The following is a 24,687-nucleotide window of genomic DNA, read 5'->3' on the forward strand; positions in this document are numbered from 1 at the left end:
ATCGTCTTCGCGAGCAAGCCCGCTCCCACAGGGGATGTGCGTTGAATTCAAAATACAAAAAAACGGCCCGAAGGCCGTTTTTTTTGGGGCGAAATGCATCAACCGCCGAGGTACGCCTCGCGCACTTTCGGGTCGGTCAGCAGGGCTTCACCGGTGCCTTGCATGACCACGCGGCCGTTTTCCAGAACGTACGCACGGTCAGCGATTTTCAGCGCCTGGTTGGCGTTCTGCTCGACCAGGAACACCGTCACACCGTCCTTGCGCAGCTGTTCGATGATGTCGAAAATCTGCTGGATGATGATCGGTGCCAGACCCAGCGACGGCTCATCGAGCAGCAGCAGCTTCGGCTTGCTCATCAGCGCCCGGCCGATGGCGAGCATCTGCTGTTCGCCGCCGGACATGGTGCCGCCGCGCTGGTTGAAGCGTTCTTTCAGGCGCGGGAACAGGCCGAGGACCTTGTCCATCTGCTCCTGATAGTCGCCCTTGTCGGTGAAGAAACCGCCCATCGACAGGTTCTCTTCAACGGTCAGACGGGCAAACACCCGGCGACCTTCCGGAACCACGGCGATGCTCTTGCGCATGATCTGCGACGAGTCCTGGCCGACCAGTTCCTCACCCATGTAGCGGATGCTGCCGCTGTGCGCCTGCGGCGAACCGCAGAGCGTCATCAGCAGCGTGGACTTGCCGGCACCGTTGGCGCCGATCAGGGTCACGATCTCGCCCTGACGGACTTCGACGTTGACGCTGTGCAGGGCCTGGATCTTGCCGTAGAAGGTGGAAACGTTTTCGAACTGCAGCATTTACGCTTCCCCCAGGTAGGCTTTGATCACTTCAGGATTGTCGCGGATCTGTTCCGGCGTGCCATCGGCCAGAGGCGTGCCCTGGTTGATCACGACGATGTGGTCGGAAATGCTCATGACCAGTTTCATGTCGTGCTCGATCAGCAACACGGTCACGTTGTGCTCTTCACGCAGCACACTGATCAGCGCCTTGAGGTCTTCGGTTTCCTTCGGGTTCAGACCGGCCGCCGGTTCGTCGAGCATGAGGATCCGCGGGCGGGTCATCATGCAGCGGGCGATTTCCAGGCGCCGTTGCTGACCGTAGGCCAGGGTGCCGGCGGTACGGTTGGCGAACTCTTTCAGGTTGACCTTTTCCAGCCAGTATTCGGCATATTCCATGGCCTCGCGTTCGCTCTTGCGAAACGCCGGGGTCTTGAACAGGCCGGCCAGGAAGTTGGTGTTCAGGTGACGGTGCTGGGCGATCAACAGGTTCTCGACCGCTGTCATGTCCTTGAACAACCGCACGTTCTGGAAGGTGCGCACCACGCCCTTGAGGGCGATCTTGTGCCCCGGCAGGCCCTGGATCGGCTCGCCGTCCAGCAGGATGCTGCCGCCTGAAGGCTGGTAGAAACCGGTCAGGCAGTTGAACACGGTGGTCTTGCCCGCGCCGTTCGGCCCGATCAGCGCCACCACTTGTTTTTCCTTGACGGTCAGGGCCACGCCATTGACCGCCAGCAAGCCGCCGAAGCGCATGCTCAGGTTTTCGACTTTAAGGATCTCGCGGCTCATTTTCGCAACTCCATGTGTGGGCGTTGCATCGGCAGCAGACCTTGTGGACGCCAGATCATCATCAACACCATCAGCGCACCGAACATCAACATCCGGTATTCGCTGAACTCACGCATCATTTCCGGCAACAGGATCATCACCACGGCCGCGAGAATCACGCCCAATTGCGAGCCCATGCCACCCAGCACGACGATGGCGAGGATGATCGCCGACTCGATGAAGGTGAACGATTCCGGGGTCACCAGACCCTGACGGGCGGCGAAGAAGCTGCCGGCGAAACCGGCGAAGCTCGCGCCCAGGGTGAACGCCGACAGCTTGATGATCGTCGGATTCAGACCCAGTGCGCGGCAGGCGATTTCATCTTCACGCAGCGCTTCCCACGCACGGCCGATCGGCATGCGCAGCAGGCGGTTGATGATGAACAGCGCCGCCAGTGCCAACAACAGGGCAACCAGGTAGAGGAAGATCACCTTGTTGATCGAGTTGTATTCGAGGCCGAAATACTCGTGGAAGGTTTGCATGCCTTCCGCGGCCTTGCGTTCGAATGTCAGGCCGAAGAACGTCGGTTTCTCGATGTTGCTGATGCCGTTCGGGCCGCCGGTGATATCGGTCAGGTTCCGCAGGAACAGACGGATGATCTCGCCGAAGCCCAGGGTCACGATCGCCAGGTAGTCACCGCGCAGACGCAACACCGGGAAGCCCAGCAGGAAGCCGAACGTCGCCGCCATCAGGCCGGCAATTGGCAGGCAGATCCAGAAGCTCAGGCCGTAGTAGTGCGAGAGCAGCGCGTAGCTGTAGGCGCCGACGGCGTAGAAACCGACGTAACCGAGGTCGAGCAGACCGGCCAGGCCCACGACGATGTTCAGGCCAAGGCCGAGCATCACGTAGATCAGGATCAGCGTTGCGATGTCCACCGCGCCACGGGAGCCGAAGAACGGCCAGATCAGCGCGCCAAGGATCAGCGCGATGATGATGTAGCGTTGGGTGGTCGGCAGGGTCAGGAAGTTGCTGGCCTTGGCCGGGATCAACGGCAGGCCCGGCGAGGATTTCCACGCCTTGCTGATCTGCTGGTTGAACAGCACCCGCAGGAACATCAGCACCGAGCACACGGCGATGGTCGCCAGAATGGCCGGGCTGGTGCCGTGCACTTCGAGGTTGATGCCGACGATGGTCAGTTTCAGACCGAGTACCGGGTAGGCCACGGCCCACACCAGCAAGGCACTGAACAGTGCCTGTTTAAGATTCCTAGTCATACTTTCTCAACCTCCGGACGGCCCAGAATGCCGGTCGGACGGAACAACAGCACCAGAACCAATAAGCCGAAAGCCACGACGTCCTTGTACTGGTCGCCGAAGATATCGGCACCGAACGCTTCCGCCACCCCAAGCACCAGCCCGCCGAGCATGGCACCGGGGATGCTGCCGATCCCGCCCAGTACCGCAGCGGTGAAGGCCTTGAGGCCGACGAGGAAACCGGCGTTCGGGTTGATCACGCCGTACTGCATGCTCAGCAGTACAGCCGCGACGGCCGCCAGTGCAGCACCGATGACGAAGGTCAGGGCGATGATGTTGTTGGTGTTGATGCCCAGCAGGTTGGCCATCTTGATGTCTTCGGCGCAGGCGCGGCAGGCGCGGCCCAGGCGAGAGCGGGAGATGAACAGCGTGAGGCCGAGCATGGCGACCAGGGTCACCACGAACACCACGATTTGCATGTAGGAAATCAGCACTTCATGTGCGCCACCTGGCCCGATGGAAATGTTGCCGGGGATCAGGTTGGGGATGGATTTGTCCTTGGAGTCTTGCGCCAGCAGAACCGTGTTCTGCAGGAAGATCGACATGCCGATGGCGGAAATCAGCGGGATCAGACGGTTGCTGCCGCGCAGGGGGCGGTAGGCGATCCGTTCGATGCTGTAGCCGTACGAACTGGTGACAACGATGCTCGCGATAAACGCCGCGGTCATCAACAGCGGGACGTTGTCGATTCCCATCATGGCCAGCCCGGCGATGGCGATGAACGCCACGTAGGAACCGATCATGTACACCTCGCCATGGGCGAAGTTGATCATTCCAATGATGCCGTAGACCATCGTATAGCCGATGGCGATCAGGGCATACGTGCTGCCAATGGTCAGGCCATTAACCAGCTGTTGGAAGAAGTGATAGATGTCAGGCATTACAACGCTCCTAAAAACCTGATACGCATTTCACTGGTGGAGTCATTTTCCCGCCCGGCCCCGTGGATCTGTATCCACTTCGAATCCGGGTTTTGCCAGCGAACCGCTGATGACGGTTTTGAGATTTTCAGGTGGGGAGACTGGCGGATCACGCCAGCGCGGCCCATACATTCGTAAAACAAAGCCCACGGCACGCCGTGGGCTTTATTGGCAGTCAGTCAGGGCGCGCCTTACTGAGGCGAAACTTCAGTTTTTGGTTTGCCGAAGTGCCACTCGTAAACCACAAATTTGAAGTCCTTCAGGTCGCCCTTGGCGTCGAAGCTCAGGTCGCCGGTAGGGGTCTTGAAGGTGCCGGCGTGAATGGCTTCGGCCACTTTGGCAGGGTCTTCGGATTTGGCCGCGGCAATACCGCCGGCAATCACTTCAACCGCCGAGTAGGAAGGGAACACGAACGGGCCGCTCGGGTCTTCTTTCTTCGCCTTGAATGCATCTGCCAGGGCGACGTTGGCCGGATCCTGGTCGAAGGATTTCGGCAGGGTCACCAGCAGGCCTTCGGAGGCGTCTTTGGCGATCTGCGAAATGGAGTCGTTACCCACGCCTTCCGGACCCATGAACTTGGCTTTCAGGCCTTTTTCCTGGGATTGACGCAGGATCAGACCCAGCTCCGGGTGGTAGCCGCCGTAGTAAACGAAGTCGACGTTGGCTTGCTTGAGTTTGGAGATGATCGAGGAGAAGTCCTTGTCGCCGGCGTTGACGCCTTCGAACACGGCGACTTTCACGCCTTTCTTCTCCAGGGTCGCCTTGACGGCGGTGGCGATGCCTTCACCGTATTGCTGCTTGTCGTGCAGTACGGCAACGATTTTCGGCTTCACGTGATCGGCAATGTAGTTACCGGCGGCAGGGCCCTGGGCGCTGTCCAGACCGATGGTGCGGAAGACCATCTTGTAACCACGGGCGGTGATGTCCGGGCTGGTGGCAGCCGGGGTGATCATGATCACGCCTTCGTCTTCGTAGATGTCCGAAGCCGGTTGAGTGGAGCTGGAGCACAGGTGACCGACCACGAACTTGACGCCGTCGTTGACGACCTTGTTCGCTACCGCTACCGCTTGTTTCGGATCGCAGGCATCGTCGTATTCAACGGCTTCGAGTTTCTTGCCGTCGACCCCGCCCTTGGCGTTGATCTGTTCGATGGCCATGCGGGCGCCACTGAACTGCATATCGCCGTATTGGGCTACCGGGCCGGTTTTAGGGCCGGCGATACCGATCTTGATGGTGTCAGCTGCGAACGAATGGCTGGCAACCCCGGCCAGAACCATAGCGGCAAACAGTTTGGAAATCTGCTTAGTAGCCTTAGTCATAGTGCTCCACTCTTACTGTTGTAATTTTTTTTGAGTTCTGGCGCCGTAGCAGCAGAACCGGGTCAGATATCTTTGCGATACCCTCCGGAAATGCCCCCGGCAACTGTACCGGTACAGTGTAGAGCGCCGGTTGTTGGCCTGGGAAGCTGGCGCCAGGGGGCAAAACTTGTGGGTGTCGCATTTTTGAATGAAAAAGACAGAATTGCGGCGGGGCTTTCGAGGGGCTTATGCCCCAAACAGCAGCATTCCTTGGCGTTCCTGCTCTTTTCGTTCGGTGTAGCCTTTTGCAACCGGGTTTTTCTGCCGGACCACCGACGTTATCATTCGCGTCGATTTCTTTTCCGGACAGTCCCATGAATCAAGAACCTAGCACCCTCTATGCCAAGCTGCTTGGTGAAACCGCATCTATTACCTGGAAAGAGCTGGAGCCGTTCTTCGCCAAGGGTGCCCTATTGTGGGTCGACCCTACGCTTGATTTGATCGCCGCCGCCGAGGCCGTGGCGGCAGATGATGGCGAGAAAGTGGCTGCCTGGCTGGCCGAAGACAAACTCGCCAAGCTGTCTGAAACGCGGGCGCTGGATCTTTTCGAGCGCGATCCCGAGATGTGGGCAGTGGTGGTGCGGCCGTGGATTCTGGTCCAGGAAAGGGCAGGCGCTTCTGACGCCGCACCTTGATGGTGCGCAAGGTCATCAGCGTAAAGTGTGTAGCCGAGTAGCGTGATTGCACGTTGCCGTAGAGAAATGCCACAAGCGTGGGTGGCTCACGGTGACGTAAACGTAACGGGAACAGTTTATTGAGCAGCCTGCGGGCTGCTTAATTGTTTCTGGATGTTGGGTATTGCGAGTTTTGCGGTGTTTTCAAAGGCCTCTTCGCGAGCAAGCCCGCTCCCACAATTGAATGCATTCCGTCAGTGGAAATGCGCTCAACTGTGGGAGCGGGCTTGCTCGCGAATGGGGCGACGCGGTCTGAAGTCAGACCGAGTAAGTTTTGCCCGTATGGTTATTGAGGGAAATAACCTTGGTCTTGCCGATCCGGTGACGGTAGATCTCGCGCAGGTACTTGATCGCCTTCTTCACGCAGTCACGCGACAGGCGAATGTCGTTGATCGAGACGAACTTGTCTTTGTCGTTGATCAGCTCGCGGTACTTCTTCTCGTACATCGGCTTGATCGCGTACCAGTTGGTGTCGAGGATTTTCGCCGGATTCTCGAACTCGTTGAGCAGATCGTCGATGCGGTCTTCGTCGAATTCTTCATTGATGATGAAGTCGAGAATCGAGTTGTCCAGGGTCTCGTCGAAACGGTACGGGGTCTTGGCGAAGCAACGCTTGATGAACGCCACGATCAGCGTCAGGAAGTCGTCCGACAGGCACGGACTCTTGGCGATCAGGGTGGTCAGCGACAGGTTGGCCGAGGCGCCGATCACCAACGCGTAGCGCTTGAGCGTGGTGTTGGGGAACAGGCTGTTGAGGTGGGTCTTCAGCCGATTCAGGTCCATGTACGACAGCTTGTAGTCTTTGGGCAGCGAAACGATCGAGACCACCGACGAGCAGTTCTTGAAGAAGTGCAGGTCGTGCAGGGCGGCGGCGTCGTAGCCAGAATTCTTGTACTGCTCAAGCGAAGCGCGATAGCGCTTGGACTCGATCGGCAGCAGGCTGATGCCTTCGATCGCCTGGGTGACCTTGTTGAAGTGCGGCAGGTCGATGGAGCGGAAGAACAGGTCGTCGATGTTCAGGCGCTGCGGCTCTTTGTCGAACACCTTGAACTTGTCGCTGCTCGGTGGCGGGGTTTCCGGCACCACCGACTCGGCGTAGGCAATCGCCACCGGGCCGGCCAGGCTCATGAACAGGTCGTTGGCGTCCAGGCGAATGGTTTCGCCGATGTCGATGCCGGCACGACGGAAGTAGTTCTGGTCGTAGTCAGTGGTGACGGCCTGCGCGGTCAGAATGTTGAAGATCTGCTGCGAGATGTACTGGTTGGCGTGCTTCTCCATCGCATTGACATCAATGTTCTGGATGTTGCCGTCATCGCTCTCTTCGGCGTAACGCATGATGTCGTTGGAGATCAGCATCATTGCGTTCCATGGGCGAATACGGCCCATGACGCTGGCTTCGCTGCTGTCTTCATTGGCGAAGTTGTACGAGAAATCCCATTCTTCCGAGAGGTATTTGCACAGCAGGCGCCCGGCGTTGATGTGCAGCGCCTCGGACATTTCACTGCGGTGGTCGGAAATGTTCGGCAGCACGCAGATGCCGCTGGTGAAGATCGGTTCGAACACGAACGAATGACCGCTCTTGCCGTCATGTTCGTCCATCGGCTTGGTGTCGAACGTCTTGTTCATGTACGAGTGCTGCTGGGCCAGGCCGAACTCCGAGGCCATGCCCGAACCGGTACCGCCGCCAGCACTGAAGATCGAGAAGTACAGGCGCGACTGGTTGGCCTTGATGCCGCAGCTGTCGATCAGGTACGAATGGATCATTTTCCAGTCGGGGCTGGAGAAACGCTGGGTGTCCTTGTTGAGGATGATCTTGGCCAGGTACTGACCGAGGATCGGCGCGTTACCGGCGCCACCGGCGTGGACTTCGGACAAGTCCATGATCTTCATTTTGCTGTAGTCGCGCAGAAAGCCGCTTTTCTCGCCCTTGCGCGAGAAACGGATGCGCCCGGCGATGTCCTTGTCGAGGTCGCCGAGCATCACCAGCGGTTCCACCAGAAACACCGGTTTGCTCGATTTGTTCGGGCCGATCCGCAGGTTGTTCTTGATCCACTGCGCCGGGCTGTAGCCTTTGTCGGCCAGTCGGCGATCTGCCGCACGGTCTTCGTTGTTGAATTCGTTGAGGTAGAACTTGCGCGCGTTGTACACCAGTTCCGCGACGTCGAGGGCGATGTTGGAGCCGCAGCGACCGAGGCCGATCAGGCACACCGACGGGAATTCCTGGTCGTTGTGCTGTTCGTTGTCGCCCTCCAGGTGCGGCGGACGCGGGAACACCAGGTCACGCAGGCCATCGAGGTTGTCGAGGATGCGATCAGTGTTGGTTTCGGTGTAGTACAGATATTGGTGGGTGCCCAGCGGGCGCGAAGGAGGCAATGGCTTCATCGGCGCCGGGCTGTTCGCCGCAGGGCTCAGAGTCAGGTCGGATACCGCAGTGGCGGGATTGTTTTTAGAAGTCATTGTGCGCCATATACCTGGACTGGTTGGTCTGCTGACCAATGTCAGCGAGCCTCACGGAATTAGATCTCGCGTCTTGTATTGCGCGAATTTGGCCCGGGCGTCAGGGGCTTGGCCTGATTGTCGCGCGGGGGAATCCTTTCCTGATCGTTCATGAATCGGCCATCATTCGGTGATCTTTAATCGAAAAGAGGCAAAATGATGTCAACGCTACCTTCGTTGGGGTTTGCCGGAATCGGCCTGATGGGCCTGCCGATGTGCCGTCGTCTGCTGGCGGCGGGTTACCCGCTGACCGTGTGGAATCGCAACCCGGCCAAGTGCGCGCCACTGGTTGAAGCCGGCGCCCGGCAAGTCGCGACCCCGGCGCAGTTGTGCGAACACGCGGACGTGGTGATGCTGTGTCTGGCTGACACGACGGTCGTGCGCGAGGTGGTGTTTGGCGCCGGCGGTGTCGCTGAAGGTGCGAAAACAGGCCAGTTGCTGGTGGACTTTTCCAGCCTCGAACCAACCGCCACGCGTGAGATGGCGGCCGAGTTGGCAGACCGGACCGGCATGGCCTGGCTCGATTCACCGGTGTCCGGCGGTGTGGTCGGCGCCGAGGCGGGCAGCCTGGCAATCATGGTCGGTGGTGCCGCGGAGGATCTGCAGCGAATACGCCCCGTGCTGCTCAACCTCGGCCAGCGCGTCACGCACATGGGTGGCGTTGGCGCGGGGCAAGTGACCAAGGCCTGCAATCAGATGATCGTCGCCTGCAATGCGCTGGTGATCGCCGAAGTGGTGGCGCTGGCCGAGCAGGCCGGGGTCGATGCCAGCCTGATCGCCGAAGCGCTGGCCGGTGGCTTTGCCGATTCGAAACCGTTGCAGATCCTCGCCCCGCAAATGGCCGAGAGCCGTTTCGAACCGGTGAAATGGCACGTGCGCACGCTGCTCAAGGATCTCGATACGGCGGTTAAATTTTCGCGCGAACAGGGTTCGGCCACGCCGATCAGCGGATTGGCCGCACAACTGATGCGCCTGCATGGGGCGCAGGGCTTTTTGCACAAGGATCCAGCGACACTGGTTCAAATGTACCGCGCGCCAGACTCAGCGGATTGACCGCGTGGGAGTGCTTGCGTTGATTGATTTCTTCCAGCACCGGGCGTAATTCGTCCAGCGGCACCGGGCGGCTGAGCAGATAGCCCTGAATGAAGTCGCAACCCGAGCGTTCAAGAAACTCGTATTGCTCCAGGCTTTCCACGCCTTCGGTCACCACCTGTAAATGCAGGGTGTGGGCCATGACGATGATTGCCTGGACGATCTCCATGTCGGCGGTTGCCGTGGGGATGTCGAGGATGAACGAGCGGTCGATCTTCAGCGTGTTGAGCGGCAGGCGCTTGAGGTAGGCCAGCGATGAATAGCCGGTGCCGAAATCGTCAATCGACAACGACACGCCAAGCGCGCGAATCTGCCGCAACAGCACCAGGGTGTTGGCGATGTTGCCCATCAGCGCGTTTTCCGTGACCTCCAGTTCCAGCCGCTCGGGTGCGACTCCGGCGCTGCGCAGCGCACTTTCGATTTCGTCGGCCAGCTCTTCCCGGGCGAGGTTGAGTGGCGAGCAGTTCCAGGCGATTTTCAGTTCGTCGCAGCCATGGCGCGTCAGTTCGCCAAGGTCGGTGCAGGCCCTGCGCAGCACCCAGTTGTCCAGTTCGGCGATCAGGCCGTTGGTTTCGGCAATCGCAATAAAACGGTCCGGAGCCAGCAGGCCATGCACCGGGTGCTGCCAGCGAATCAATGCTTCGAGTTTGGTCACCCGGCCGGTTTTCAGTTCGAAGATCGGTTGGTAATACAGCGTCAGCCCGTGTTCTTCACGCAGGGCCTGGCGCAGCTCTTCTTCCAGTTGCAGTTCAAGGCTGGCGCGGGTCTTCATGTTCGAACTGAAAAAATGCAGACCGTTACGCCCGGCGCCCTTGGACTGATACAGCGCCAGATCCGCATGCTTGAGCAGCTCTTCGCAGGTGGTGCCATCGTCGGGGAACAGGCTGATGCCGATGCTCGTGGTCATCACCATACGCCGTCCGGCCAGCTCGATCGGCTCCTTCATTTTCTGCATGATCCGTTGCGCCATGGTGCGCGCTTCTTCGCGGTCGTGCAGGCCAATCAGGATGCAGAACTCGTCGCCGCCAAAACGTGCAACCACGTCTTCATGGCTGCGCACCGAACTCTTGATGTGATGGGCGATGACTTTGAGCAAGGCGTCACCGGCGTCATGCCCGAGGCTGTCGTTGATCCGCTTGAAGTGGTCGATGTCGAGAAACATCACCGCGAGCATGCCGCCTTCGCTGGTTTTCTGGCTGAGCTTCTCGGCGAAGATCTGATTGAAGCCTCGGCGATTGATCAGGTTGGTCAGGGCGTCGTAGTTGGCCACTTGCTGTAGGGACATCCGCGCCTGATCGAGCTGGCCGAGCAGGGCATTGACCCGGCGCAGGTCGTGTTCCTTGCTCTGCAGCTTCTTGTCGGCCAGCGCCGCACTGATCGCGCTGCCCAGAATCAGCAGGATGATCAGCGCGACCGTCAGGCCCAATTGCAGGTGGTTGGTTTCGGCACTCAGCGTCGGCGCTGTGCCTTCGGGCAACACCAGGTGCAGCGCGGCCATTGCGGTGAAATGCATGCTGATGATGCCGGCGCCGAGGATCACCGCGGCGGTGTATTTGAGCAATTGATGAAACCGGCCGCTACCTTCACGCAAATAACCGGCGACCCACAGCGCGGCGTAGCTGGCGCCAATGGCAATCAGGATCGACAGGCAGAACAGCACGGGCTGGTAATATGCGGTAGCCACCGAGTGCATCGCCGCCATGCCAACGTAATGCATGCCGGCGATGCCCAGGCCGATGACGATGGCGGTTTTCAGGTAGTGCACCAGGCTGGGTTGCGGGGTGCTCAAGGTGTGCATCGCAAGCCACGAGGCGAGCAGGGCGATCAGCAGGGAAAACAGGGTGATCGCCAGGTCGTAGTGAATTTCGATCGGCGCCTGGAACGCCAGCATGGCGATAAAGTGCATGGCCCAGATGCCGCCGGCCAGGCAGGTGGCGCCGATCCAGCGCCACACCCGTTGCGAGCCCGGGTCTTCGGCGTGGCCGACCCGTTCGGCCATGTCGAGGGTGGCAAAACTCGCAGCGCAGGCGACCAGATAGGCCACCAGCACCAGCAAGGGGTTATGTGTGCAATCAAGAATGACCTGCCCGCTCTCCGGCAGCTCGGTAACAAACTGCAAACCAAGCCACTCCATAGCATGCCCCGTCTCTGAAGTCGTCCTGACTGCGCGATTAACGCAGGCGAATGACAGCAGTATAGAGGCCGTTTGTGGGGTGCAAGGCGTAGTGGCACATTGGCGCTAATGATTTCGACATTAGCGTCATAGCGTTTTGCGCTAAGCGTCAGGCGCTTTGTTCAAAAGGGATCTCGGCCCAGTCCGGTTGCAGAGGCGGCAGGCCGAAGCGTGCACGGGCCTTGTCGCAGTCGACATTCTGTTCGCCGTTTTCCCAGGACGATTCGAATTCACGGCAGGGGCTGGAGCGCTGTTCGTAAATCGAGCACTGCACCTGGCTGCCGACCTCACCGACCAGCGCAGTACACCGCGGTGATTTGCAGTCGGTGCCGTTCATCGCCACCCGGCTGGGGCTGATCTGCGTGACCAGTTCATCGGGCACCGTACCGCCGGAGGAAGCGCATTCACCCCAGAAAAAAGACACACGAAAATGGGAACAACAGGCACCGCAATTCAGACACGGACTGACTTCGGACATGGGGGAGGGCATCAAAGGGATTGATCGGCGAATCCGGACGGATTCGGCGGCTATTCTAGGCTTCGCCATGAACTTGGGAAGGGGGGCGCGAAAGTATTTTTTTGTAGCCGGGTTTTGCCGTGAAAGCCCCGGTTTATCGGGGATTGCTGAGTTATCAAGGGCTTACGTTTCGTTACAGTGCCATGGCCCGTCATCAGGCTGACGAATGATCACAGACAGCCCTGAGCCGCCTGTCTAGATTGCAGGTTCCGGGCTCGGATGCGACGGCAGTGAAGCCCTATAACAATAAAGAGACGGACCCATGCAGAACTCGACCCAAGCGGCGAATGCCTGGCGCATTCTGTTCCTGTTGTTCCTTGCCAACCTGTTCAATTTCTTCGATCGCACCATTCCGGCGATCATCATCGAGCCAATCCGCATGGAATGGCACCTCAGCGACTTTCAACTGGGGATCGTCGGCACTGCGTTCACCCTGGTGTATGCGATTGCCGGCCTGCCGCTGGGGCGCATGGCCGACACCGGCTCGCGCAGCAAACTGATGGGCTGGGGCCTGGCGACCTGGAGCGCGCTGACGGCGGTCAACGGGCTGGTCGGCAGCTTCTGGAGTTTTCTGCTGGTGCGCATGGGCATCGGCATTGGCGAAGCCAGTTATGCGCCGGCGGCCAACTCGTTGATCGGCGACCTGTTCCCGGCGCACCGTCGGGCACGGGCGATGGGCATTTTCATGCTCGGCCTGCCGTTGGGGCTGCTGCTGGCGTTTTTTACCATCGGCGCGATGGTCAAGGCGTTCGACAGCTGGCGCGCGCCGTTCTTTATCGCGGCGGTGCCGGGGCTGATCCTCGCAGTGTTCATGTTCTTCATCAAGGAGCCTAAACGCGGTGCGGCGGAAACCGTGCAGGTGTCCCAGGAGAGGGTCGACAAGCCGATCCGCCGGGTTCTTGCCGTGCCAACCTTCCTCTGGCTGGTGATGGCGGGTTTGTGTTTCAACTTCGCGACCTATGCCTGCAACTCGTTTCTGGTGCCGATGCTGCAGCGGTATTTCCTGATGCCGTTGCAGGAAGCGGCGGTTGCGACCGGGGTGATCGTGGGTATCACCGGGTTGATCGGCCTGACCCTCGGCGGCTGGATCGCCGACAAGATCCATCAACGGGTCGCCAATGGCCGGCTGCTGTTTGCCGGGTTCAGCCTGATCATCTCGACCGTGTGCACGGCGTGGGCGCTGCATGCGGGCCGGGTCGAGATCGGCGTGTTCGTCGCGGTGTTCAGCGTCGGCTGGCTGTTTGCCTATAACTTCTACACCTGCGTGTACACGGCGATTCAGGACGTGGTCGAACCGCGCCTGCGGGCGACGGCGATGGCGCTGTTCTTTGCCGGGTTGTACCTGCTCGGCGGCGGACTGGGGCCGGTGGTGGTGGGGGCCTTGTCCGATCACTTTGCCAAATCGGCGATGCTCTCGGCGGGGGCTGAGCAGATGACCGAGGCGTTCAAGGCAGTGGGCCTGCATGACGCGATGTACCTGATACCGGTGGCACTGTTCTTTACCATGGTATTTCTGTTTCTGGCAGCGCGGTGTTTTGTGCGCGATGCGCAGCGGATGAGAGAGGGGTTGGTGGCTGTGGTTGAGCCTGTGGGTTCTGCGGCGACGGCATGATCGCCTTCGCGAGCAAGCCCGCTCCCACAGTTGACCGGGTTCTTTCAGGAGGAAATGCGCTCGAATGTGGGAGCGGGCTTGCTCGCGAAGAGGCCATCAGCATCACCCGATAAATATCAGGCAAACAAAAAGGCCCGCATCACTGCGGGCCTTTTCATTTATAGCGTTGGAGCAGCGGACTCAGCCCGCCACCAACACCCGGATCGCTTCCAGGCGCAGCGCCGCTTTATCGAGCATCGCCAGACCCTGTTCACGCTGCTTGCGCAACGCATCCAGTTCGCTGTCGCGCACGGTCGGGTTGACCGCTTGCAACGCGGTCAGGCGCGCCAGTTCTTCTTCGGTATCGGCAGCCAGACGACGACGGGCCTCAGCCACGCGCTCGGCGTGACGCGGGGTGATCTTGTCTTCGCCGGCGTTGATCCGTGGCGTCAGCTGATCGCGCTGGGCCTGGATGAACTTGTTGGCGCTGGCACGTGGCACGCTTTCGAGCTGGTCGTTCAAGGTTTCGAACGAGACCCGTGGCGACAGGTCGTTGCCGTTGGCATCGAGCAGGCAGCGCAGGGCGGCCGGCGGCAGGTAGCGGCCCAGTTGCAGCGAACGCGGGGCCACCACTTCGCTGACGTAGAGCAGTTCCAGCAGCACGGTACCCGGTTTCAGCGCCTTGTTCTTGATCAGCGCGACGGCGGTGTTGCCCATCGAGCCGGACAGCACCAGGTCCATGCCGCCCTGCACCATCGGGTGTTCCCAGGTGATGAACTGCATGTCTTCACGCGACAGCGCCTGATTGCGGTCGTAAGTGATGGTCACGCCTTCGTCATCGCCCAGCGGGAAGCTGGCGTCGAGCATCTTCTCGCTTGGCTTGAGGATCAGGGCGTTTTCCGAATGGTCTTCGCTGTCGATGCCGAACGCATCGAACAGGGTTTCCATGTAGATCGGCAGGGCAAACTGATCGTCCTGCTCAAGGATCGCTTCAACCAGCGCGTCACCTTCGCCAGCGCCGCCGGAATTGAGTTCCAGCAGGCGGTCGCGGCCAGTGTGCAGCTCTTGTTCCAGACGCTCGCGCTCGGTGCGCGCTTCGTCGATCAGCGCTTGCCACTCGACGTCGTCAGCTTCTTCGAGCAGCGGCAGCAGGCGTGGGCCGAACTGATGCTGCAAGGCGTTGCCGGTCGGGCAGGTGTTGAGGAATGCATTCAGCGCCTCGTTGTACCACTGGAACAGACGCTCTTGCGGGCTGGTTTCCAGGTACGGCACGTGCAGCTCGATGATGTGTTTCTGGCCGATCCGGTCGAGACGGCCGATCCGCTGCTCGAGCAGGTCCGGGTGCGACGGCAGATCGAACAGCACCAAGTGGTGAGCGAACTGGAAGTTGCGACCTTCGCTGCCGATTTCCGAGCAGATCAGCACCTGCGCGCCGAACTCTTCGTCGGCGAAGTAGGCGGCGGCGCGGTCACGCTCGAGGATGTTCATACCTTCATGGAACACCGTGGCCGGGATGCCGGAGCGCGCGCGCAGCGCGTCTTCGAGGTCCATCGCGGTTTCGGCGTGGGCGCAGATCACCAGCACTTTGGTGCGCTTGAGCATTTTCAGCTGATCGATCAGCCACTCGACACGCGGGTCGAATTTCCACCAGCGCTCTTCTTCGCTGGCGTCCGGCTGGGCCTGGAAGCTGACTTCCGGGTACAGCTCGGCGTGATCGCCCAGCGGCAGCTCAAGGTATTCGTCGGGGCACGGCAGCGGGTACGGATGCAGTTTGCGTTCCGGGAACCCCTGCACCGCCGCGCGAGTGTTGCGGAACAGCACGCGGCCGGTGCCGTGGCGGTCGAGCAGCTCGCGCACCAGACGGGCGCTGGCTTCGGTGTCGCCATCATTGACCGCGGTCAGCAGGGCTTCGCCTTCGTTGCCGAGGAAACCGTGGATGGTCTTGTGCGCTTCGGGCGACAGGCGCCCCTTGTCCAGCAGTTCCTGAACGGCTTCGGCCACCGGGCGATAGTTGTCGCTCTCGGCGCGGAACGCGGCCAGATCATGGAAACGGTTCGGGTCGAGCAGGCGCAGACGGGCGAAGTGGCTGTCCTGACCGAGTTGTTCCGGGGTGGCGGTGAGCAGCAGCACGCCGGGAATTGTTTCAGCGAGCTGCTCGACCAGGGTGTATTCCGGACTGGCCTTGTCTTCGTGCCAGACCAGGTGGTGGGCTTCGTCGACCACCAACAGGTCCCAACCGGCGGCGAACAGTGCGTCCTGGGCTTTCTCGTCTTCGACCAGCCACTCGAGCGCCACCAGCGCCAGTTGGGTGTCTTCGAACGGGTTGCTGGCATCGCTTTCAATGAAGCGTTCTTCGTCGAACAGCGCAACCTGCAGGTTGAAGCGGCGGCGCATTTCCACCAGCCACTGGTGCTGCAGGTTTTCCGGGACGAGGATCAGCACGCGGTTGGCGCGGCCCGAGAGCAGTTGGCGATGGATCACCAGACCGGCCTCAATGGTTTTACCCAGACCCACTTCGTCGGCCAGCAGAACCCGCGGCGCGATGCGGTCGGCGACTTCACGGGCAATGTGCAACTGGTGCGCGATCGGCTGCGCACGCACACCGCCCAGGCCCCAGAGCGAGGACTGCAACTGGCGGCTGGTGTGTTCCAGGGTGTTGTAACGCAGGGAGAACCACGACAGCGGGTCGATTTGCCCGGCGAACAGACGGTCGCTGGCCAGTCGGAACTGAATGAAGTTCGACAGCTGGGTTTCCGGCAGGGTGACCGCTTCGTTCTGCCCGTTGAGGCCGTGATAGACCATCAGCCCGTCGACGTCGTCGACTTCGCGCACGGTCATCTTCCAGCCTTCGAAGTGAGTAATGGTGTCACCCGGCGAGAACCGCACGCGGGTGAGGGGCGCATTCCGTAGCGCGTACTGGCGGGTTTCGCCAGTGGCCGGGTAAAGCACGGTCAACAAGCGGCCGTCCTGTGCCAGAACGGTGCCTAAACCAAGCTCTGCTTCGCTGTCACTGATCCAGCGTTGCCCCGGTTGATACTGCTGCGCCATGCTGCCTGACTCCCACCTTGAAAAAGCGGGCTATCTTAACGGAATGAGGCCCTGAGGCCAAAGGATTAGCAGCCGCTCCCGGCTTTTAACTGCAAAGGGAAGATTAGGTCATGCGTCGGTTTTTCGAAGGCTTGCGGCACCTGTGAGTGCCAACCCGGTCACAAGTTTGCGACCAGCGGCTCAAGCCACCTTCGCTCAAGCCGATAGCCTGCTGACAGGAGACCCTTTATATGCTGCCACCGATGCTCCCCCTGAGCGCTGTGCCAATCACTTCCCAGCAGGATCCGATTCGCCAGCGGCCGGACATTCCTCCGGTGGTGCCGGTGCAGGAAAGCTCCAACGAAAGCACGATCGATCTGCAAAAGCGCGATCCGGAAGAGGATCGGCTACTGGCGCGTGAAGAACAGCGTCGCCAGCAGGAACGCGATCGCCGCCGGCGCGAAGCCGACGAAGACCCGGAAGAACACCTCGCCGTGCCTGGCACCGAGCTCAATGCCGACAATACTGTGCCGGTGGTGCCGCTGATGGAAGATCAGCCGCGTCAGGGATTGTGGGTCGATATCGAGATCTGATCCGCCTCATTTACATCAATTGTGATCACGCGTGGGTGCTGGCGACTGGTCAGCGCTGGCGTGAGGCTGCATGATTGGCGCAGTCCTGCCGGTTGCGGCAGTTGTGATTTCTTCAAGCGATGCATCGAGCGCCATGAGCCAAGACGACAAACTGATCGACCTCAGCACCGAACGCGCCAAGCGGGTGCATGACCTCAACGAGAAACGTCTGAATGAAGTGCGCAAGGCCTTCGAGCAGGCGATGCCGTTGGGAAATGCCAAGAAAAAGCCGAAAAAGAAACCGAAAAAGCGTTGATCTCCCTCCGCATCCTTTGATGCAGGTCAGTTATTTTCCCGCCTTTATCCCTTGTGTTGACCGGACTTGATCCTGGTCAATTTCTGCGCCTGCGTGATTGGTTAACTTAGTTCCATCGCAGCAAAGCAGGGGCCAGGAGGCCACAGTCATGTTTTTCGATAACGTGGTGTTTGCCGGGGTTCTGACCGTAGGGCTCATGGTTCTGTTTTTTGCAGGGTTTGGATTTTTTATCTGGAAGGATGCGAATAAGCGCAAGAAGTAGGTCTTTCTGGATTTGATGAGCACGCAAGGCATTTTGGGCGACTTCGGTTGCCCTTTTTTTTGTCTTCTTGGCGGCCTTTGGGCCGACCATGTTCTGGTTGGGGGGTGTGGATATCCGTTTCTTTGGGGGCTGCGGCTGGCGGTTTCGCCCTTACGGCGAGTCACTTTTGACAAACGCCTCAAAAGTAACCAAAAAGTCTTGCCCCAACGTTCGGCCCACTCGCTAAGGCTCGGGGTTCCTTCGCTCCGGGATCCATCCGGGGGCATCGCCTACGGTTTGCTTCGCTGCACCTCCTCTCGATGTGTTTGGCTGCGCCAAACGGTCGCTGCGCTCCCACCCCCGGATGAATCCCTCCACTCAGCCTGCCGACGGGGCCTGAAGATCAAGAGCTGCAGCCGAGCTAACGCTCATCCTGTTGAGTGGGGCGGCTTTGCCGCGTGCGGTGTACACAAATCTAAACTGTAGGCCTTCGCCTGCTCGCGATGGCGGCCTGCGAGCCGACCAATCTTCAACTGAATGCACCCATTCCAACTGTGGCAGCTGGCCTGCCATCAATGGCGGCCTACGAGCCGACCAATCTCTCACTGACCACACCCATACCCACTGTGGGAGCTGGCCTGCCAGCGAAGGCGGCGTATGAGCCGACCAATCCCTCACTGACCACACCCATTCCCACTGTAGGAGTGAGCCTGCCAGCGAAGGCGGCGTATGAGCCGACCAATCCCCCATTGACCAAACCCATTCCCACTGTGGGAGCTGGCCTGCCAGCGAAGGCTGCCTACGAGCCGACCAATCCCCAACTGAACACACCCACTCCCACTGTGGGAGCTGGCCTGCCAGCGAAGGCGGCCTACGAGCCAACCAATCCCCCACTGAACACACCCATTCCCACTGAGGGAGCTGGCCTTCCAGCGAAGGCGGCCTACGAGCCGACCAATCCCCACCTGAACACACTCACTCCAACTGTGGGAGCTGGCCTGCCAGCGAAGGCGGCCTGACGGCCGACCAATCCCCAACTGAACACACCCACTCTAACTGTGGGAGCTGGCCTGCCAGCGAAGGCGGCCTACGAGCCAACCAATCCCCCATTGACCACACCCATTCCCACTGTAGGAGCGAGCCTGCTCGCGATGGCGGCCGACCAGCCAATCAATCTCAAAATGACTGCACTCCGTTACCCATGTGAAGCTGACGAAGGCTGCAATTTTTTGCTCTGGCTCTGGCTCTGGCTCTGGCTCTGGCTCTGGCTCTTGATGTTGCTCTTGATCTCCAGCCCCTTCGGCAGGCCGAGCGAAGGTGTTCATCAGGGGGTAGGCGCGCAGCGCCGTGCGGCGAAGCCGCATACATCGAGAGGAGGTGCAGCGAAGCAAACCGTAGGCGATGCCCCCTGATGGACACCGTAGCGAGGGAACACTGAGCCCCAGCGAAGTGCCGTACGCCGGGGCAAAGCCTTTTGGTTCCTTTTTGGCGTTTGAAAAAGGGACTCGCTGTAAGAGCGAAACCGCCAGCGGCAACACCCGCAGAAACGGATATGCCCCCAAATCCAAAATCCCAAACCAAAAAAAGGCGCGATCCTCTCGAATCGCGCCTTTTCATCAAAGCTTGAAGCCGTCTATCAACTACCCAGAGCCTTCGAAGCCAACCAGAACAAACCAGCCGACAGCGCCACAGTCGCCGGCAGGGTCAGTACCCACGCCAGCAGAATGGTGCGCACGGTGCCACCTTGCAGGCCGCTCTTGTTAGCAACCATGGTACCGGCCACGCCCGAGGACAGCACGTGAGTGGTCGACACTGGCAGGCTGAAGATGTTGGCCAGGCCGATCATGCTCGCGGCGGTGATCTGGGCCGACATGCCTTGGGCATAGGTCATGCCTTGCTTGCCGATCTTCTCGCCGATGGTCAGAACCACGCGTTTCCAGCCGATCATGGTGCCCAGGCCCAGAGCCAGGGCAACCGCCAGAATCACCCAGAACGGGGCGTATTCGGTGGTGGTGGTCAGGTCTTTGCGCAGTTTGTCCAGGTCAGCCTTTTCGCGGGCTTCGAGGCCCGGCAGCTTGGCGACTTTCTTCGCGGTATCGTCCAGGCACAGCAGGTAGCGACGCACTTCGATGCGGCTTTCGGCCGGCAGCGAGTGGTAGTCCGATACACCTTTGAGGGTATGCAGCAGGGCGGAAATGGTCGGTTCGGTCTGCTGCGGGTTGCAGCGGAACTTCTCCGGCAGATCGCCTTCCACGCTTTTGCCCAGGGCCAGGAACTCGCCGAGGGTGGATGCGTTGCGCTGGTAGAACTGGCTCAGGTGCAGGGTCGCATCACGCGTGCGTTCGATCTGGTAGGTGGTGCTGTTCAGGTCAAGGACGAACTGCGCCGGCACGATACCGATCAGCACCAGCATGATCAGGCCGATGCCTTTCTGACCATCGTTGGAGCCGTGCACGAAGCTCATGGCCATCGCTGACATCACCAGTACCAGGCGATTCCAGAACGGCGGGTGCTTCTTGTCGTCGATCTTGCGGCGCTGTTCCGGCGTCTTGTGCATCTTCGACAGCGGGCGCCACCATTTCAGGCCGATCAGCACCAGGGCTGCGACGAGGAAACCGGCCATTGGCGAGAACACCAGCGAGGCACCGATGTCGATCGCTTTCTGCCAGTTCACGCCGTCAGCCAGCGGAATGTCGTTGATCAGAGCATTGGCCAGGCCGACACCGAGGATCGAGCCGATCAGGGTGTGCGAACTCGACGCCGGGATACCGAAGTACCAGGTGCCCAGGTTCCAGGCGATGGCTGCGGCGAGCAACGAAAACACCATCGCCAGGCCATGGCCGGTGTTCACATTGATCAGCAGTTCCACCGGCAGCAGGTGAACAATGGCATACGCCACGCCAACGCCGCCCAGCAATACGCCGAGGAAATTGAACACACCGGAGAAGAACACCGCCAGGTGAGGCGGCATGGCTTTGGTGTAGATAACAGTGGCTACCGCGTTAGCGGTGTCATGAAATCCATTGATGAACTCGAAGGCGAGGACAAACGTCAGGGCGAGCAAGAGGCTCACAAGCACCCAAGCATCCAGTCCGCTGAATAAATCGATCATGAAGGTTTTCTGACCCGGTCATAAGGGGGCGCGATTATGCCAGAAAAGACTGGAAATCGATCCCCTACCTGCTCATCGGTAGCCCACTTCGATGAATTAAATTGTTGCAAGGTGCAATGGCCGAGTGAATTGCAGGGTTTTGCAAGCTCTTGATTAGCCTAAAAAAATAGCGCTCAGCCAAGGTTTTTACCGAGGCCGGAGGCGGCTCGAACACTTGTGTGAAATATCTCTGAAACGTGTAAGACACGCTCCATTCCCGTGCACGACGGGGGAGGTGGCCGCTGCCCGCGGGTAGCGGGCGCGCAAGGCATCGTCGTTTCACCGCGCTTGTAACCGGTGCCGACGCAAACCCTCGAAAACTCAGGATCGTCCGGTCATGGCTCTTCGGTTTTGAGTTCTTCTTCCATCTTTTTCAGTTCTTGCTGGAAAACCTGATCCTGAACAGTGGGGCGTTTACGCCATGCCTTGCGTTCCGGTTCTGGTTGAGCGGCGTAGGTGGTGACTTCCCCGCCGTAAACTTCCTTGTAACGTTGTTCCTGGCGCTCAAGTTCCGCGCGCAGTTCGTCTTTCGTCACAGTGCTACCTGTTTGAGTTGAGATAAATGTCTGGTGAAACGCACTGCAACGAATCGATTGAGCGGATCCACCGACAGGTCATGCCCGGACGGGCATTGGTGTTATCGGCGGGGCGATCAAGACTTCCATGTTGCAGGCGGCTACGGCACCAGATTAAAACTGACGCAGCATCAGTTTCCTGTTTCAGCGAGTGCTGGCGTTGCATGAGTCATGCGCGTCAGCGCTGGCCGGGGCTGTCGGCGATTGGCATCGCGTCGGCAGGTGGCGGTCTCGGCGAATAACACGGGGCGCCACTGAGATGCATTATAGCGGTCGATTCGGGAATGACTATCTTTGCCAAGTTAAAAACGGTTCTGGATGTGTGATTGTTTTGTGACTGACGTTTTTTATCAGTAGTTAGAGTCGAGCCAAACCGTTATGGCCCCGTGTTGTGTTTCTGGCGTCATTAAGTCGAACAACTAACGGACCGCTTCAGCGGCTCGAAAAAGTTTAGAGAATATTGCCTCAAGGCCGAGTAAGGCCGGGAGGCAGGCGATTGCGATAATCGGTCGGTGGTTCGATAATCGCCCAATCTTGGCGTCCCGGCCCTTGTGTATCTGCTGGCGAGCCGCTTGTATAGCCATTGATCCGTGTCGGAAAAAGGACAAGAAATGAACGATCAAATGCGCAACTCCTTCACTTCCGTAGCGCCGCCGATCGTCGCTTCGCCGGCCAAGCGTATTCAGGCGCTGACCGGCGATCCGGATTTCATGACCTCCCTGGCCCGCGGTCTGGCGGTGGTGCAGGCGTTTCAGGAGCGCAAGCGGCACCTGACTATCGCGCAGATCAGCCACCGCACGGAAATTCCCCGCGCGGCTGTGCGCCGTTGCCTGCACACCTTGATCAAACTGGGTTACGCCACCACCGATGGCCGAACGTACTCGCTGCTGCCCAAAGTGCTGACTCTCGGCCACGCGTATCTGTCCTCGACGCCGTTGGCGGTTTCCGCGCAGCCGTATCTCGACCGCATGAGCGAGCAACTGCACGAAGCCTGCAACATGGCCACGCTGGAAGGTGACGACATTCTTTATATCGCCCGCTCGGCGACCACCCAGCGGCTGATTTCGGTCGACCTGTCGGTGGGCGGGCGTCTGCCGGCCTATTGCACGTCGATGGGGCGCATCCTGCTGGCGGCGCTGGACGACACCTCGCTGGGTGAATACCTCGACCACGCCGAACTGGTGGCCAAGACCAGCCGCACCCTGCACACCCCGGAAAGTCTGCTCGAATGCCTGCAGGAAGTGCGGCAGCAGGGCTGGTGCATCGTCGATCAGGAACTCGAGCAGGGCCTGCGTTCGATTGCCGTGCCGGTCTACGACGCGTCGGGTCAGGTGGTCGCGGCGCTCAACGTCAGTACCCACGCCGGTCGCGTCAGTCGCACCGAGCTGGAACAACGCTTTCTGCCGGGCCTGCTCAGTGCCAGCCGCGACCTCAGCGCGCAGTTGTTCGCCTGATGAAGCTGTTCGATAAACGCACAGTGTTGCGTTTATCGAATTGACGCTAAAACCCTCGGATCATTAATGTCGCGGCAGCGTCATCCGGCGCAGATGTGAATGAGCCTGCCGGATTGTCGACTCCCATAATAATGACAAGAGGCAACTCTCCATGTGCATGCTCCCCGACTGTCGCCACTTCCGCCCGTGTTGCCGGGTTCACCGCAACAGCTGATTCCAGCCTTCTATTCTTGAGTCCGTGCCAGTCTGTGGCCGGCCGTCGTTCGACTGCGTTTTTTGCGTGGAATAAAAATAATGAACCAGCCTCAGTCCGCTGTAGGTCGCTGCCTCGACGTGCAGACCTTCATCAACGCCCAACCGATCTCGCGCTATCAGTGGCGGGTGGTGATCCTGTGTTTCCTCATTGTGTTTCTCGATGGCCTCGACACCGCCGCGATGGGTTTCATCGCTCCGGCGTTATCGCAGGACTGGGGCATCGACCGCGCCAGTCTTGGCCCGGTGATGAGCGCCGCGTTGATCGGCATGGTCTTCGGCGCTCTGGGCTCCGGCCCTCTGGCTGACCGCTTCGGGCGCAAAGTCGTGCTGGTCGGCGCCGTCCTGTTGTTCGGCGCTTTCAGCCTGGCCTCGGCGTACAGCACCAACGTGGAGCAACTGCTGGTGCTGCGTTTCCTCACCGGCCTGGGCCTCGGCGCCGGCATGCCCAACGCCACTACGCTGCTTTCGGAATACACCCCGGAGCGCAAGAAGTCGTTGCTGGTGACCAGCATGTTCTGTGGCTTCAACCTCGGCATGGCCGGTGGCGGCTTCATTTCGGCGAAGCTGATCCCGGCGTTCGGCTGGCACAGCCTGCTGCTGATCGGCGGAATCCTGCCGCTGATTCTCGCGGTGGTGCTGCTGTTCTGGTTGCCGGAATCGGCGCGTTATCTGGTGGTGCGCAATCGCGGCGCCGACAAAGTGCGCAAGACCTTGTCGCCGATCGATCCGGTCACTGTGGCCCAAGCGTCGAGTTTCAGCGTACCGGAACAGAAAACCGTCAAGGCACGCAACGTATTCGCGGTGATTTTCTCCGGCACCTACAGCGCCGGCACCTTGCTGCTGTGGCTGACCTACTTCATGGGCCTGGTCATCGTTTATCTGCTGACCAGTTGGTTGCCGACCCTGATGCGTGACAGCGGCGCGAGCATGGAGCAGGCGGCGTTCATTGGCGCGCTGTTCCAGTTCGGTGGGGTGTTGAGTGCAGTGGCTGTGGGATGGGCGATGGATCGCTTCAATCCGCACAAGGTCATCGGCACTTTCTACCTGCTGGCCGGGGTGTTTGCCTACGCGGTGGGGCAGAGCCTGGGCAACATCACGTTGCTGGCGACCTTGGTGCTGGTGGCGGGGATGTGCGTCAACGGCGCGCAATCGGCGATGCCTTCGCTGGCGGCGCGGTTTTATCCGACCCAGGGCCGGGCGACGGGTGTTTCATGGATGCTGGGGATTGGCCGCTTTGGCGCGATTCTCGGGGCGTGGATGGGCGCGACGTTGCTGGGCCTGGGCTGGAATTTCGAGCAGGTGTTGACGGCGCTGGTGATTCCGGCGGCGTTGGCGACGACGGCGGTGGTGATCAAAGGCATGGTGAGTCATGCGGATGCGACTTGAGGTCAGGTCTGTAGATCTTCATTGAACTG

Annotated in this window: 19 protein-coding genes; 8 read left to right on the forward strand and 11 right to left on the reverse strand. The window is 60.0% G+C overall.

Annotated elements, in window-relative coordinates:
• Positions 1-98: 98 nt before the first annotated feature.
• The 5 genes from AC0J41_RS04550 to AC0J41_RS04570 form a co-directional block, all read right to left on the reverse strand.
• Positions 99-800 carry an ABC transporter ATP-binding protein gene (locus tag AC0J41_RS04550; RefSeq protein ID WP_003222380.1) on the reverse strand — a complete coding sequence of 234 codons (702 nt, stop codon included), beginning with the start codon at positions 798-800 and terminating at the stop codon, positions 99-101.
• A complete protein-coding gene (gene livG, locus AC0J41_RS04555) occupies positions 801-1,568 on the reverse strand; it encodes a high-affinity branched-chain amino acid ABC transporter ATP-binding protein LivG (RefSeq protein WP_025110759.1) in 768 nt (255 codons plus the stop codon).
• Positions 1,565-2,821 carry a high-affinity branched-chain amino acid ABC transporter permease LivM gene (locus tag AC0J41_RS04560; protein ID WP_025110758.1) on the reverse strand — a complete coding sequence of 419 codons (1,257 nt, stop codon included), beginning with the start codon at positions 2,819-2,821 and terminating at the stop codon, positions 1,565-1,567. The genes livG and AC0J41_RS04560 overlap by 4 nt, the downstream gene beginning before the upstream one ends.
• A complete protein-coding gene (gene livH / locus AC0J41_RS04565; protein WP_003222384.1) occupies positions 2,818-3,741 on the reverse strand; it encodes a high-affinity branched-chain amino acid ABC transporter permease LivH in 924 nt (307 codons plus the stop codon). The genes AC0J41_RS04560 and livH overlap by 4 nt, the downstream gene beginning before the upstream one ends.
• Positions 3,742-3,971: 230 nt before the next feature.
• The gene (locus AC0J41_RS04570) at positions 3,972-5,099 is read right to left on the reverse strand and encodes a branched-chain amino acid ABC transporter substrate-binding protein (RefSeq protein WP_025110757.1); all 1,128 of its coding nucleotides are present in this window, start codon (positions 5,097-5,099) and stop codon (positions 3,972-3,974) included.
• 353 nt (positions 5,100-5,452) lie between these two features.
• Between AC0J41_RS04570 and AC0J41_RS04575 the strand changes: the two genes are divergently transcribed.
• On the forward strand, positions 5,453-5,773 hold the full coding sequence (locus AC0J41_RS04575; RefSeq protein ID WP_025110756.1) for a DUF2288 domain-containing protein: 321 nt from the start codon (positions 5,453-5,455) through the stop codon (positions 5,771-5,773).
• Between the two features lie 297 nt (positions 5,774-6,070).
• Here AC0J41_RS04575 and AC0J41_RS04580 read toward each other — a convergent pair whose 3' ends face one another.
• Complete coding sequence (locus AC0J41_RS04580; RefSeq protein WP_025110755.1) at positions 6,071-8,269, reverse strand: hypothetical protein; 2,199 nt, start codon at positions 8,267-8,269, stop codon at positions 6,071-6,073.
• 195 nt (positions 8,270-8,464) lie between these two features.
• On the opposite strand from AC0J41_RS04580, the gene AC0J41_RS04585 reads away from it, so the two are divergent.
• Positions 8,465-9,361: an NAD(P)-dependent oxidoreductase gene (locus tag AC0J41_RS04585; RefSeq protein ID WP_473014684.1), complete on the forward strand. Its 897-nt coding sequence runs from the start codon at positions 8,465-8,467 to the stop codon at positions 9,359-9,361.
• On the opposite strand, the gene AC0J41_RS04590 is transcribed toward AC0J41_RS04585, so the two are convergent.
• Positions 9,252-11,534, reverse strand: a complete 2,283-nt coding sequence (locus AC0J41_RS04590; RefSeq protein WP_473014685.1) for a putative bifunctional diguanylate cyclase/phosphodiesterase — start codon at positions 11,532-11,534, stop codon at positions 9,252-9,254. The two genes, AC0J41_RS04585 and AC0J41_RS04590, sit on opposite strands and share 110 nt — an antisense overlap.
• A 148-nt stretch (positions 11,535-11,682) precedes the next feature.
• Complete coding sequence (locus tag AC0J41_RS04595) at positions 11,683-12,051, reverse strand: YkgJ family cysteine cluster protein (RefSeq protein ID WP_025110752.1); 369 nt, start codon at positions 12,049-12,051, stop codon at positions 11,683-11,685.
• 301 nt (positions 12,052-12,352) lie between these two features.
• On the opposite strand from AC0J41_RS04595, the gene AC0J41_RS04600 reads away from it, so the two are divergent.
• Positions 12,353-13,702 (forward strand): spinster family MFS transporter, encoded by a 1,350-nt coding sequence (locus tag AC0J41_RS04600; RefSeq protein ID WP_473014686.1) that lies wholly within the window; start codon positions 12,353-12,355, stop codon positions 13,700-13,702.
• Between the two features lie 180 nt (positions 13,703-13,882).
• Here AC0J41_RS04600 and rapA read toward each other — a convergent pair whose 3' ends face one another.
• Positions 13,883-16,729 carry an RNA polymerase-associated protein RapA gene (gene rapA / locus AC0J41_RS04605; RefSeq protein ID WP_473014687.1) on the reverse strand — a complete coding sequence of 949 codons (2,847 nt, stop codon included), beginning with the start codon at positions 16,727-16,729 and terminating at the stop codon, positions 13,883-13,885.
• Between the two features lie 230 nt (positions 16,730-16,959).
• Here rapA and AC0J41_RS04610 point away from each other — a divergent pair, with 230 nt between their 5' ends.
• From AC0J41_RS04610 to ccoM, 3 genes are all read left to right on the forward strand, one after another.
• Positions 16,960-17,301: a hypothetical protein gene (locus AC0J41_RS04610; RefSeq protein ID WP_003222394.1), complete on the forward strand. Its 342-nt coding sequence runs from the start codon at positions 16,960-16,962 to the stop codon at positions 17,299-17,301.
• 133 nt (positions 17,302-17,434) lie between these two features.
• Positions 17,435-17,596, forward strand: a complete 162-nt coding sequence (locus AC0J41_RS04615) for a hypothetical protein (protein ID WP_177327334.1) — start codon at positions 17,435-17,437, stop codon at positions 17,594-17,596.
• A gap of 148 nt (positions 17,597-17,744) precedes the next feature.
• Positions 17,745-17,858, forward strand: coding sequence for a cytochrome c oxidase subunit CcoM (ccoM, locus tag AC0J41_RS04620; protein WP_003222396.1), 114 nt, complete (start codon positions 17,745-17,747; stop codon positions 17,856-17,858).
• Between the two features lie 1,615 nt (positions 17,859-19,473).
• On the opposite strand, the gene AC0J41_RS04625 is transcribed toward ccoM, so the two are convergent.
• Both AC0J41_RS04625 and AC0J41_RS04630 read right to left on the reverse strand, forming a co-directional pair.
• Positions 19,474-20,949: an inorganic phosphate transporter gene (locus AC0J41_RS04625; protein ID WP_025110748.1), complete on the reverse strand. Its 1,476-nt coding sequence runs from the start codon at positions 20,947-20,949 to the stop codon at positions 19,474-19,476.
• A gap of 374 nt (positions 20,950-21,323) precedes the next feature.
• Complete coding sequence (locus AC0J41_RS04630) at positions 21,324-21,524, reverse strand: hypothetical protein (protein WP_003222398.1); 201 nt, start codon at positions 21,522-21,524, stop codon at positions 21,324-21,326.
• Between the two features lie 650 nt (positions 21,525-22,174).
• On the opposite strand from AC0J41_RS04630, the gene pcaR reads away from it, so the two are divergent.
• Both pcaR and pcaK read left to right on the forward strand, forming a co-directional pair.
• The gene (gene pcaR / locus AC0J41_RS04635) at positions 22,175-23,017 is read left to right on the forward strand and encodes a pca regulon transcriptional regulator PcaR (RefSeq protein ID WP_003222399.1); all 843 of its coding nucleotides are present in this window, start codon (positions 22,175-22,177) and stop codon (positions 23,015-23,017) included.
• Between the two features lie 294 nt (positions 23,018-23,311).
• Positions 23,312-24,658, forward strand: a complete 1,347-nt coding sequence (gene pcaK / locus AC0J41_RS04640) for a 4-hydroxybenzoate transporter PcaK (RefSeq protein ID WP_025110747.1) — start codon at positions 23,312-23,314, stop codon at positions 24,656-24,658.
• Positions 24,659-24,687 lie beyond the last annotated feature (29 nt).

It is taken from the genome of Pseudomonas sp. Arb-4-2C (genome assembly GCF_055755015.1).